Here is a 12,736-nt window from a genome sequence, read left to right as displayed (position 1 = left end):
TCGAATTTTTCGTCCGGGTTTAGCCCGGCGGGAACGCTGTAGCGTCTGATTTGGTCCTGCGATGACCCGTCCGGATCGCCGGCAACGACGCCGTCGCAGGATACGGATTCCATTGAGTCGGAACCTTCCGGTAGACCGAGATTCAGAGTGTCCCGTCACTGCAACAGGAAAAGCGATCGTGTTGCACGGAACGTAGTTTAGGGTGTCGGCTTCGGCCTCACGAAGAACGAAGACGTTCGTTCCGCGATACGTGCGCCCCCGGGGAACGCACTTTGACCGCCGACTCGATCTCCCGGTCATGCGCTAGGGCATCAGCGACTCCCGCAGCTGTTTCAGTGCAACACGAACTCCGGTCTCGGATCGGTGGATCTCCCTCACATTCATCCCGGTGAACTCTTTCACTGCACGGCGCATGCTTTGCACGTTCGAGAATCCACACGATGCAGCAACTTCTGCGTAGGTGATCCTTTGGGCGTCGGCTTGAAGAAGAAGCTCCAGCGCCTTGCGCGTTCTCAAGGCGCGTATGCGTTCGCCCAGGTGAAGTTCTTCATTCTCGAAAAAGTAGAACAGGGAACGACGGGAGAGATTGAACCTTTCGGCCACCATTGCCACATCTAGATCGGGGTTGTCGTAGCTGGCATCAAGGTATTTCTTCACCGCCCGGCTCAGTGCCGGTTTTTGCGCCTCATCCTCGACCGGCACATCGAGCAGTGAGCCCACCAGGGTCGCCATCACGGATCTGAGGATGTCTGCGGTTCCCGATGCCTCGCGGTCGATTCCCGGCCGCTTCCAGCTCAATAGTGCGGGAACCACAAAAGTGCCCACAAGTGGATGTTTCGCGAGGTCAGGCAGGCGAATGAGGGAGCCTAAGGCGGTCTCGCTCACATCCAGGCTGCTGCGATCAATGTTGATCTGCACGGCGTGAAAGCCTTCGGGCGCATCAAAACTGCCGCCCACAGAGGTATCAATAAACCGGACGGAGCCGGGCGATACTGGCTCAGGCTCGCCGTTGAGGGCGAGGGTTAGGGTCGGCGCCTTCCTGAAGTAGGCCACGCGAATATCCCTGGTGTCGGGATTCGGCGCCCACGAGCCCAGTGCGGGGGCGTTCCATATTTCTATGAGGCTGAAACCTGGCCCGGCAAGACTAATGGCCGAAGGAGTGAAAAGCACAGGCGAAGCGTGTGCCGACTTTTCCAACCGCATCGGGGTTTCGACTGCACTGCCGTACCACGTTCGCCAGTGTTCGAACCTTTCTTCGGGACTGAGTCCCTCCGGCACCGTATATCGTCGCAGATGACCGCTGCTCTCGGAGGCAAATTGAGGCATGCCGTCCTCCTTTTCAGCAGCTGAACCTTTCGGGCGATCCTGGGCGGCCAAGTCGTCTGAGTGAGCGGTTGAGGTGGCTCGCAACTGGCAGGAGAGGACCTCAGCTGTATAAGTCGATTTTACCTGTGTACGTCGTCGATTCGTGTGTCGATGTTCTTAATGCCGGCACCTTCGTTTGGCGACTTGGTCAAGGAAATGCGTGGTGCAATTGTTCGTCCTCGACGTCTTGGAGCGGCTGGGACGTTCGGAAGATCTGGTCCACGTGCTCCAGATCCGTATTTTGCTGTCCACTGGGAAGCATCCTGATCGCGAAATCATTGACTCTATGAGGGGCGAGGGCGTGTTCGATGGCCAAGATGCTGGCCCCCACGACTCCAGCCTCCGGGCCGGTTTCGGATTGGGTGATGGTCAGGTGTTGGGTCGCCAACGGGGTCGAGCGTGCGTAGACAGTCTCGCGGATTCCGGCGATCAGATGTTCCCCGGATTGGGATAGGGATCCACCGACCACAATGAGGGAAGGGTTCATGAGGCTCACGCACATGTTGAGCATTTCTCCGATGTCGCGTCCGGCCTGCCGGACGGCTTGAATTGCAGCCAAATCGCCGGACCGGACGAGCGAGACGACGTCGCTTGCGGTGGTTGCTTCAAGTCCGCTGTCCCGGAGCCGGGCGGCGACCGCCGGAGCGCCTGCGATGGCTTCCAGGCATGCAGTCTGGCCACAGCGACATTGAACTCCCGCCGCGTTGGAAACGGCAATATGACCGATGTCTCCCGCGACTCCTGTCGCACCTCGCTGCAACATTCCTCCACTAATGACGCCAGAGCCGATGCCTGTAGCGACTTTGAGGAAGATCATGTTGTCCTCATTGGGCCAGCGTGTCGCCCGCTCGCCGAGGGCCATGATGTTGACATCGTTGTCGACGAGTACGGGGACGTCAAAGGTCTGCTGAATGTAGGCGGGGACATCGAATCCGTCCCATCCCGGCATGATCGGAGGGCTTGTCGGCTTTCCGGTCGAGTGTTCGACGGGACCAGGCAGGCCGATGCCGACAGCGATGATGTCCGTTGCCGGACGCTTCATCGTTTTCAAATGGCTCTGCAGGGTCATCACCAGCCAGTCCAGAACAGCTTCCGGTCCGCGGGAAATTTCAAGTCCTTCAGTGGTTTCCAGGAGAATCCTCCCCGCCAGGTCCGTGAGCGCAACGGTCGCGTGGGTAGCGCCGACGTCGGCGGCTGCGGTCAGCCTTGTGCCGGGGTTGAATGCCAGTCGCGCCGAGGGGCGGCCTCCAGTGGAAGCCGCATCCGATACCGGGACCACTAGCCCGCGTTCGAGGAGCACCTCAAGGCGGGAACTGATAGCAGCTCGCCCCAAGCCCGATATCCGTGCCAAGTCGGCCCTGGTTCGCGGGCGTCCGTCCCGCAGTATGCGCAAGAGTTCGCCGGCGCCTCCGTTGTCCATATCTCTCCGTTTCGGGGGTTCAAACGTCTCGGGGTTCGCAAGAGGTGAATGTGCGCGTGCCGTCAGCGTCGTGCTCACCAGGACCCCGAGTGGGATCTCATGTCCACTTAGTGTCGAGGCGTCCACTCGTTCCCGTCCACTCGCGGATCGCCACAGCATCAAAAAGTGCAACTTCGGTGCGGATTCCATACCCGCGAGCGTCAAAAGGTGCAGAGTTTTGCTGGCGGCCGACTAAAGCCATGTCGTGCGTGTCACTGTTTCGGCATGGAAAACAACAGAACCACGACAGCCGCTTCCCGGTTACGGGCCGGGTTCGTCGGTGCCGGGTTCATGGCTGAAGTGCATAGCAGAGCCGCCCGTGCCGCAGGGGCGGAAATCGCCGGCATCGCGTCCTCGAGCCCTTCCAGTGCCGCACGCGCGAAAGACCGCTTGGGCGCCGAACAGGCTTACCCCTCCGTCCAGGACCTGATACATGACGACAGGATTGACGTCATCCACGTTTGCACCCCCAACGCCACTCACGTCGCGCTCGCCGAGGCAGCCCTGAAGGCAGGCAAGCACGTTGTGTGCGAGAAGCCCTTGGCTACCAACGTGCCGGATGCCACCTATCTTGTGGAGCTGGCCGCTAGGGCCAAGACGGTCGCGACCGTTCCCTTCGTCTACCGGTTCCACCCGATGGTCCGGGAAGCCCGGGCACGTATTGCATCCGGCCAGACGGGACGGATCTCTACCATTCAGGGGTCCTATCTCCAAGACTGGCTGCTCTCCCGGAGCGACGACAACTGGCGGGTGGACGCCGGTCTCGGTGGCCCTTCGCGGGCGTTCGCCGACATCGGATCCCACCTGTGCGACCTCCTCGAATTCGTGAGCGGAGACCGGATCATACGGGTCGGAGCACTGAGCCGCACGCTCTTCTCAGGCCGGGCAAAGCACAAAGACGTCCAGACCGAGGACCTCGTTGCGGCTGTATTCGCGACGGAGAACGGAACCGTGGGAAATCTGCTGGTCAGCCAGGTTGCGCCTGGGCGGAAGAACCGCCTCATGATCGAGATTTCGGGTTCTGAGAGTACGGTCCAGTTCGACCAGGAGTCGCCCGAAACGTTGTGGCTTGGTAAACGGGCCGGTTCCCAGCTACTTGTCCGGGATCCGGACGCGCTCAGCCCCGAAGCGGCGCGGCTCAGTGTCCTGCCGGCAGGGCATCCGCAGGGTTACCAGGATGCGTTCAATGCATTCGTCGCAGATACCTACGCAGCAATCGACGGAGATATCCACGATGGCCTACCCACCTTCCGTGACGGGCTCAGGTCGGCCGTCCTCACCGAAAGCATCATCGAATCCAGCAAGTACGGCGAGTGGGTCGATGTCCCAGGCGTGAATCAACTCGAAGGAGTCCAGTGAAAGAACCAGAAGGAGTGCAGCAATGAAAATCATCCGGATAGAGGCATCGGCGCATGGAGCGCCTCACGATTTAAGGAAGGCAGTAGCATGATCCGTTCTCTCGATCGCATCAAGCGATCACGCATAGTAGCGGGCTTGGGAGCCGCGCTCACGGTGACCCTGTTGGCAACCGGATGCACCGGCGGGTCATCAGCACCCAGCACCAACGCGGCCAAACCGACGGAGTTGCGGATGCTCTACACCACCGATGAAGCCAACAGCGCAGCTGTCGCGTCGTTGGTGCCGCAGTTCAAGCAAAAGTTCGGCATCGATCTGAAGATCGACAACCAGCCGTACGACGCATTGCAGCAGAAGGTTTTCTCCGAGTTCGCTTCGGGCAGCAGTTATTACGACATCGTCGTCGTCGACACTCCGTGGGCGCCGGCCCTGGTGCAGAATCTCGAACCCCTGAGCCAGTACCTCCAGAACGGTGCCCTGAACCCTGACAGCCCGCAGGCAAACGTGGGCGACTTCATCCCTAAGGTGTTCTACGACACAGCCGTCTACAACGCTGATTCCCCAATCAAACGCTACCCGGATCCCACGGCAAAGCCCGATGCGGCTACGATCAAGAACGCCGGATTCGACGTGTACGGGATGCCGATCCAATCGAATGTGGCCGTCATGGCCTACCGCAGCGATCTGTTCAACGACCCGACCCAAAAGGAGAACTTCAAAGCCAAGTATGGCAAGGAGCTGACGGTCCCGAAGACCTGGGACGACTATGCCCAGGTAGCCGAGTTCTTCACCCAACCTGACAAGAAGCTCTACGGCACCACGGTCATGGCAGGCGTCGGAGACTGGGCCACGGACGACTTCAAGACCCTGCTCGCCTCCCAGGGCGGGGACGGCACCTTGGCGGACCAGAACGGCAAGCCCACGTTCAACACCCCCGAAGGGGTCCAGGCACTGGAGTACTACGCCAAACTGGCGCAAAGCGGACATGTCCCGCCGGGCAGCACGTCAGCGGATTGGGGCACGACAGCCGAATCGTTCGGCAGCGGGCTGACCGCCATGACAATCAACTACCACGACCTTAAGCTCGCTGACAACGTCAAGGGCGGCACCATCGGCTACGCCCCCGTCCCCACCGGCAAGGCTGCCGGCCCCCACTTCGGTACCTGGATGCTGAGCTTGAACAAGAATTCCAAGAACAAGGAATGGGCCTACCAGGCGATCAGCTGGCTGACTGCCGCCGAACAGCAAACGACGATGACCGCCAAGTCCCTGCACCCCAGCCGGGCCTCCGTCTTTGCCGGTATCAAGAGCGATAACCCCCTCGCACCCTTCTACGACACCCTCGGAAAATCCCTCGCAGAAGGCGTCGGCCGCGCACGGTTGACCAACTACACCGAAGCCAGCCACGAGGTGGCCGTCGCAGTGAACAACGCCGCAACCGGCGCTTCCTCGCCATCGGACGCCCTCAAGTCCGCGTCAGACAAGGTTTCGGCCCTCCTTAAATCGGCCGGCTACTAACCCATCAGACCGTTCAAGGTCGCCCAAGGAGTATCGATTATGAAAGCAACCGCCGCACCATTGGATGCGACCTTGACGGTTGACGCTTCCCGCCGCGCGGCCGGCCGTACCACGGTCGGTGCGCGCGGCAGGAAGCCGCTGACCTGGAAAAAGCGTTCGACCCCGTGGGTGTACATGGCCCCGGCCATGGTTGTCCTGCTGCTGATGACGGTGGCACCCGCCGTTTTTATCTTCTACTCAGCCTTCCGCAACGACAAGATCCTCGGGGGTGTGGGCAAATTCGTTGGACTGGATAACTTCATTGAGGCGGTCACCAATGCCTCGGTCCAGCACGCATTCCTGATCACGTTCGGCTTCGTCGCGGTCGCGGTGATCCTGGAGATGATCCTGGGCTTCGCCCTCGCACTCCCGCTGGCCGCCCAGACCCGCGCCAATAAAGTCGGGGCCGCCCTCATGCTGCTTCCGTTCGCCGTCACCCCGGCGGTCGCGGCAATGGTCTTCAAGCAGCTGCTGAACCCCAACTACGGTTGGGTAGGCTACTACCTCGGCGTCTTCGGATTCCCCAAAGGCATCGACCTGCTCGGTGATCCGACATCAGCATGGATCGTCCTTGTCATTCTCGACATGTGGCAATGGACCCCGTTCATCGCCCTGATCCTGATGGCCGGCCTTCAGTCCCTGCCGGGCGAGCCCCGGGAAGCAGCCATGGTAGACGGAGCGACCCCATGGCAGATGTTCCGGCACATCACCTTTCCGGCCATGGTGCCGTTCATCGCGATCGCAGCCGTACTGCGGACCATCCAGGCCTTCAAAACCTTCGATTCGTTCAAGATCCTTACCGGCGGCGGTCCCGGTGAGTCCACCGAAATCATCAACCTCGGCATATTCCGCGTCGGCCTTCAAAGCTTCAACGTCGGTCTCGCCTGCGCCTTGGGCGTGGTCTTCCTGATCATCCTCTCGCTCCTTATCCCCTTCATGCTGCGCATCATCGGTCGCCGAGCAGACCCTGAGGAAATGTAATGACAACGACATCATCAACCAGCCGCGGCGGTGCCGTGGCACGCGTCATCATCGGACGTACCTTCCTATGGGCATGGCTCCTGATCGGCCTCGTGCCGCTGCTGTTCATGCTCATCACCTCCATCAAGCCGGCCGGGATCGCCAACCAAATCCCCCCGGCCTGGATCTTCCAGCCCACCCTGGACAACTACGCCTCCGTGCTGTCAGCCGGCGGCGGGAAATCCGAAAGCTTCGGTCAGTTGCTCACCAACAGTGCGATCGTCAGTCTCGGCGCCACCGCCCTGGCCATCCTCGTAGGGGTCCCTGCCGCCTACGCCCTGACCATGAGGGATTTCCGGGCCCGCAAGGGACTCTCATCCTGGATCCTGTCGACCTACATGTTCCCTCCCATCGTCGCCGTCATCCCTGTCTTCGTCTTTGCCGGCAAGCTCGGGCTCATGGACACCTACCCGGCCCTGATCATCCCGTACGCTGCCTTCAACCTGCCCATCGTGGTCTGGATCCTGCGCAGTTCGATCCTGCAGTTGCCCTATGAGATCCAGGAAGCCGCCATGGTCGACGGCGCCTCAACATGGGAAGTGCTCCGCCGGATCATCTGGCCCCTGCTCGTGCCGTCCGTCGCGACGGCCGCTGTACTGACCATCGTCTTGTCTTGGAACGAATTCCTGTTCGCGCTGTCCCTGACCCGCAGCGGAGCCAAGACCGCTCCGGTGGGCCTGCAGCAGTTCACCGGCATGTACGGCACGGACTGGGGCAACATCACCGCCGCTGCGACCCTGATCGTCGCGCCCATCCTGGTGCTGATGGTCGTGCTGCGCCGCCAGATGGTCGCCGGCCTGACTTTCGGTGCGGTCAAGTAAATGAGTATTGGAGAAGAAAAAATGAAAGCAGTCATCCTACCCGGCGACAAAAGAGTCACCGTCGTGGAACGCGAGCTCCCGAACCCGGGACCGCATGAGGTGCTGGTGCGCACCCGTGCCTCCGCGATCTGCCGCAGCGACATGAGCATCTACTACGGCACCCCGATTGTCGGAGGCGAAGATGCCGGCCAAGGTTCGGTAATCCCCGGGCACGAGGCAGCCGGGGAAGTCGTCAAGGTCGGTAACGCCGTGACCCACGTCAAAGAAGGCGACCGCGTCGCCGGATACCTTGCCCTGGGTTGCGGATTTTGCGAGCACTGCCTCAGCGGCTACATGATGCTCTGCGAGCAGTGGAAATGCTTTGGCTTCGACGTCCACGGCGGCGACGCCGACTACTTCGTACTGCCCGAACGCAACTGTCTTCAGCTCCCCGACGAACTCAGCTTCCGCGCCGGGGCGGTGATGACCGACATGGTCGGCAGCCAATACCATGTGCAGAAGCAGCTCGGCGTGGCCGGAGGAAAAACCGTCGCCGTCTTCGGCATGGGACCTATGGGATCCGCAGCGGTACTCATCGGCAAGGCCTTCGGCGCCCGCGTGATCGCCGTCGACGTCATAGATCACCGCCTCGAACAGGCCAGCTCGCTCGGCGCAGACGCCGTCATTAACAGCACAACAGCCGACGCCGCCCAGCGGATCCGGGACCTCACCCAGGGCCGCGGAGCGGAGGTCTGCATCGATTGTTCCGGCAATCCGGCCGGGCAGAACTCTGCCTTGGATGCCGCCGCCAAGCGCGGCGCCGTCGCTTTCGTCGGTGAGTCGCGGGCTACGCAGATCAACCCCAGCGATCAGATGCTCAGAAAGCTGCTCACCGTCGTCGGCGGCTGGTACTTCCCAATCGGCGACTGGGAAGAAATCGTCCGCCTGGTCATCGACCAGAAAATCCCGGTCGAAAAACTGATCAGCCACGATTTTTCCATCGACCAGGCCGAGGAAGCCTTCCGCGCCTTCGACCGACGCGAAACCGAAAAAGCCGTCTTCGTCTGGTAAGCCCGGTCAGACCCCCAAGGAGAAAACCCATGTTCAGATATGCCGCCGAACTCGTCCCCTACCACGACCACGGCTTCGAAGACTCGATCCGCGACCTTGCCGAGATCGGCTTCAAAGAAGTCAATCTCTGGTCCTCGGCCGCTCCGCTGGCCCACCACGTCAACCCGGGAGATGACCCGGGAAAAATCCTCGGAGTGCTGGACAAATACGGGGTCAAACCCTGCGGTCTCACCGTGTATGGAAAGACCCAGGATGAGATCCTTGAACGCGTTGATTTCGCCGCAGACCTCGGAATCGACACCCTCATCTTCGACTGCGAAGCCAACTATCCCGACTTCGTCTCCACCTTCCTGCCACCCATCGTCGAAGCCGGGGCGCGCCGTGGAGTCCGCATCGCCGTCGAAAACCATCTCACCGTCCCGTTCTCCGCAGATTTCGAATCCGGTGCCAACGAAGACCAGCGGTGGGACGAAGGCGTTGACACGCTAGCGCAGATGAAACGGCTCATCCGGGACATCGACGACCCCTACCTCGGCGTCTGCGTCGCTCCCCCTCACCTGTGGGTAATGCAGGACACCATCAGCGAAGCGATCACGTTCCTCGCCGAACGCAAGAAGCTCTTCTACTACTACATCTGGGACATCGACCGCGCCTACCGCCACGGCACCGACGGGCTCAACTTCGGCCCAGCCGACCAGCAACTCCCCCGCCCCGACGGAACACTTGACCACTCCGTGATGCTGGGAACGCTGCGGCACGTCGGCTATGAAGGCGTGGCCAGCCTCAAATGCCATGGCACGCAGGGGTGGAGCTTCGAAAAAATCGGTGAGCATCTTCGTGCTTCCGACGCCTATGTCAGGGACTGCATGAAGAAAGTCCAATCCCTCTGAGAATCCCGGGCTCCCCACACGGTCCGGGGCCTGCAGCGGCAATGCCCGGTATCTTGCCGGCCCTAGCCCGAGCTGCATTCCCCGGACCTCAGGAACGGAAATCCGCCTCGGCAGCGAACGCTGCCACAGCCGACCCGACAACCTTTTGATCCCGACGCGTCGACGCCGCACCGCCGACCCGCCGCACGCCGGACAATCCAGTAGGCCAAGGAGAACCAATGCCCCGCCCGTATACCCTGTTCACCGGCCAGTGGGCCGACCTGCCCTTCGAGGAAGTCGCCAAGCTGGCCTCCGGCTGGGGCTATGACGGCCTGGAAATCGCCGTGTCCGGGGACCACCTGGACGCCTGGCGCTGGGACGAACCCGGCTACGTCGAATCCAAGCTCGCCGTCCTGGACAAATACAACCTGAAGGTCTGGGCCATCTCCAACCACCTCAAGGGCCAGGCAGTGTGCGATGACCCGATCGACTTCCGCCACCAAGGGATCGTCGGGGCCAAGGTCTGGGGCGACGGGGACCCCGAAGGCGTCCGCCAACGCGCCGCCGAGGAAATGAAACACACCGCCCGCCTCGCCAAAGCCCTCGGCGTGGACACCGTCGTCGGGTTCACCGGCTCCTCGATCTGGCAATACGTCGCGATGTTCCCGCCCGTCCCCGAGAAGGTCATCGAGGCCGGCTACCAGGACTTCGCCGACCGCTGGAACCCCATCCTGGACGTCTTCGACGACTGCGGGGTCCGCTTCGCCCACGAAGTCCACCCGTCCGAGATCGCCTACGACTACTGGACCACCGTCCGGACCCTGGAAGCGATCGGGCACCGGGAGGCGTTCGGCCTGAACTGGGACCCCTCCCACTTCATGTGGCAAGGCATCGACCCCGTCTCCTTCATCTGGGACTTCAAAGACCGGATCTACCACGTGGACTGCAAGGACACCAAGCTGCGCCCCACCGGCCGCAACACCGTCATGGGCTCCCACCTGCCCTGGGGCGACCCCCGCCGCGGCTGGGACTTCGTCTCCGCCGGACGCGGCGACGTGCCCTGGGAATCGTCCTTCCGGGCCCTCACCGCCATCGGCTACAACGGGCCCATCAGCATCGAATGGGAAGACGCCGGCATGGACCGCCTCCACGGCGCCCCAGAAGCCCTCGCCAACCTCAAAAAATACGACTTCCCGCCCTCCCAAACCAGCTTCGACGCCGCCTTCAAGCAGTAGCTCACCGTGGCGCGACGAGCCGCGACCGATACGGCCAGGCGAAGGCGATATCAGTAACCAGAAAGGACTCCACAAATGGATCCAGAAGAAGCACCGCTGCGCATCGGCATCCTGGGAGCGTCCCGCGTCAGCCCGACACCCATCGTTGAACCTGACATGCTGACAGGTGCGCGGCTGGTGGTCGTCCCTGCCCGCGACCGGTACGGCGTCGAACGGGTACTCGGCTCCTACGAAGATCTGTCAGTGACCTGGAGATCGAAGCGGGTCCACAACCCGCTGGACAACTCGCTGCACGAACGATGGAACCTAGCGGCCACCGCGGCGGGAAAACACGTCCTGTCAGAGAAACCGTTCCGCAAACGCAGCAGAAGCCAGAGAAGTGCAGGACGAAGGCAAACGCGCCGGCGTCAAGGTCGTCCACGGCTTCCGTCATCTTTACCACCCTGTCACGAAGAGACTCCACGAACTGGGCGCCTCCGGGGAACTCGGCGAGATGGAGCGTGTGGAAACCCTGGTGATGATTCCGCCCCCGCCACCCGAAGACCGCCGGTGGTCAGTGCCACTCGCGGGCGGAGCGCTCATGGACCTGGGCTGCTACAGCCTCCATGCCATCCGGGCCATGGCCCCCCTGGCAGGAGGGAATCTCACGCTCATCAACGCCCGGGGAGGCGAACGGACCGGCTTGCCCGGAGTGGACGAATGGGTTGACGCTGATCTGGTCTATCCCTCGTTCAGTTAGAGACCGAGTGGCAGCATCGTTGAGTCCGAGTGGCGGGTGTGGTAGGCGATACCGCGCGGCGACAGGACTTGTTCAATGCCGGATATCATTCCCCCTATGAGGCCGGCCTCGTTTCCGAGTGTGCTGTGCATCAGAGATAGATTGCGTGTGGCCAGCGGTTGGGCCTGTTGGTAAACGACGCTTCTGATCTGGGCAAGAATGTCTTCCGTGCACTGCGTGATCGCACCCGCCAGAACGATGCGGGCTGGGTTACAGAAATTGACTAGGTCTGCAACTGCCTGACCCACTATTGTGGCGCTTTCACGCACCACGCTCACGGTCGTGGGATCACCCCGTACGAGCAGATCAAAGAGTTCGCCTTCACTTACTGGCTTTTTGCGAAGTCCTGAGACCCGGTCCGCCATTGCGCCAAGGGATGCAACTGCTTCCAGGCAGCCATGATTTCCGCAGCGACAAAGGGCGTCGAGCATTGCAGGCACCTTAGTGTGCCCAATGTCGGCGGCCGCCCCGTCGGCTCCATGCAGCAGAAGCCCGCTCTCGCTGACGAACCCGCCGCCTACTCCGGTGCCGATGCTGATCATTAGTAGGGGCAGGAACTCTCCGCGGTAGGAGCGAGCTTCTCCTAGAGCCATTAGGTTCACGTCATTATCGACGATGACGTCACAGCCGAAGCGCTGTGCGAAGAACCTGCAGACCCCAATCCCGTCCCACCCTGGCATGAGCGGGGGGCGGACGGCAATGCCGAGTTTGGCATCCACAGGTCCGGGGAGACCAACCGAAATGACAAGGGCATCTTTTTCGCTCAGCGCGTTGTTGGTTAGCATCGATTCGAAGGAGCTGGCGATTGCATCCAGAACCTGGTCCGGACCATCGTCGACGGACGTGAAGATCTCATCTCTCGCGACAATCTGCTTGTCGAGCGTCGTGACTGCCAGCCTCGTCGTCCGGCTGGACACGTCTGCAACTAAGATGACGCCTTTGCCTGCACTTATCCTGAACGCCTGTGCCGGGCGCCCCCGGTTGCTTTGGGGCCCAAGTCCTCCGTCTTCGATCAGGTCATGGTCGAGCAAGACACTGAGGTGGTTTTCGATAGTTGAACGGGCCAGGCCCGTTGCTTTCACCAGATCCGTACGGGTGGTGTCGGTGCCGTCCGCGATGAGCCGCGCAACCACGCTTCTGGCTACTACCGCATCAGGAGCCAGATTTTGCTCCTGATGCAGCAGTCCGACTTCCGTCCACAACGAACCCATGTGATGCTCCTAGCG

At 61.6% G+C, this 12,736-nt stretch carries 11 protein-coding genes; 8 read left to right on the top strand and 3 right to left on the bottom strand.

Annotation, left to right across the window (positions count from 1 at the left end):
• Positions 1-303: 303 nt before the first annotated feature.
• Positions 304-1,326 carry a helix-turn-helix domain-containing protein gene (locus tag OIT41_RS08880; protein WP_264637840.1) on the bottom strand — a complete coding sequence of 341 codons (1,023 nt, stop codon included), beginning with the start codon at positions 1,324-1,326 and terminating at the stop codon, positions 304-306.
• 187 nt (positions 1,327-1,513) lie between these two features.
• A complete protein-coding gene (locus OIT41_RS08875; RefSeq protein ID WP_264637839.1) occupies positions 1,514-2,785 on the bottom strand; it encodes an ROK family transcriptional regulator in 1,272 nt (423 codons plus the stop codon).
• 264 nt (positions 2,786-3,049) lie between these two features.
• On the opposite strand from OIT41_RS08875, the gene OIT41_RS08870 reads away from it, so the two are divergent.
• From OIT41_RS08870 to OIT41_RS08835, 8 genes are all read left to right on the top strand, one after another.
• A complete protein-coding gene (locus tag OIT41_RS08870) occupies positions 3,050-4,183 on the top strand; it encodes a Gfo/Idh/MocA family protein (protein WP_264637838.1) in 1,134 nt (377 codons plus the stop codon).
• Positions 4,184-4,270: 87 nt separating this feature from the next.
• A complete protein-coding gene (locus tag OIT41_RS08865) occupies positions 4,271-5,698 on the top strand; it encodes an ABC transporter substrate-binding protein (protein ID WP_264637837.1) in 1,428 nt (475 codons plus the stop codon).
• Between the two features lie 39 nt (positions 5,699-5,737).
• On the top strand, positions 5,738-6,718 hold the full coding sequence (locus tag OIT41_RS08860) for a carbohydrate ABC transporter permease (RefSeq protein WP_264637836.1): 981 nt from the start codon (positions 5,738-5,740) through the stop codon (positions 6,716-6,718).
• Complete coding sequence (locus OIT41_RS08855) at positions 6,718-7,578, top strand: carbohydrate ABC transporter permease (RefSeq protein WP_264637835.1); 861 nt, start codon at positions 6,718-6,720, stop codon at positions 7,576-7,578. The genes OIT41_RS08860 and OIT41_RS08855 overlap by 1 nt, the downstream gene beginning before the upstream one ends.
• 21 nt (positions 7,579-7,599) lie before the next feature.
• Positions 7,600-8,628, top strand: coding sequence for a zinc-binding dehydrogenase (locus OIT41_RS08850; RefSeq protein WP_264637834.1), 1,029 nt, complete (start codon positions 7,600-7,602; stop codon positions 8,626-8,628).
• Positions 8,629-8,657: 29 nt separating this feature from the next.
• Positions 8,658-9,518 carry a sugar phosphate isomerase/epimerase family protein gene (locus tag OIT41_RS08845; protein ID WP_264637833.1) on the top strand — a complete coding sequence of 287 codons (861 nt, stop codon included), beginning with the start codon at positions 8,658-8,660 and terminating at the stop codon, positions 9,516-9,518.
• A gap of 218 nt (positions 9,519-9,736) precedes the next feature.
• Positions 9,737-10,732, top strand: a complete 996-nt coding sequence (locus OIT41_RS08840) for a sugar phosphate isomerase/epimerase family protein (protein ID WP_264637832.1) — start codon at positions 9,737-9,739, stop codon at positions 10,730-10,732.
• Positions 10,733-11,111: 379 nt separating this feature from the next.
• Positions 11,112-11,471: a hypothetical protein gene (locus OIT41_RS08835; RefSeq protein ID WP_264637831.1), complete on the top strand. Its 360-nt coding sequence runs from the start codon at positions 11,112-11,114 to the stop codon at positions 11,469-11,471.
• On the opposite strand, the gene OIT41_RS08830 is transcribed toward OIT41_RS08835, so the two are convergent.
• Entirely contained in the window at positions 11,468-12,721 is a 1,254-nt protein-coding gene (locus OIT41_RS08830) for an ROK family transcriptional regulator (RefSeq protein ID WP_264637830.1), read from the bottom strand. The two genes, OIT41_RS08835 and OIT41_RS08830, sit on opposite strands and share 4 nt — an antisense overlap.
• Positions 12,722-12,736 lie beyond the last annotated feature (15 nt).

It is taken from the genome of Arthrobacter sp. YA7-1, assembly GCF_025960325.1.
Classification (GTDB): domain Bacteria; phylum Actinomycetota; class Actinomycetes; order Actinomycetales; family Micrococcaceae; genus Arthrobacter; species Arthrobacter bambusae_A.
Note: the sequence above shows the minus strand (reverse complement) of the source record. Positions and strands in the feature narration are given on the sequence as shown.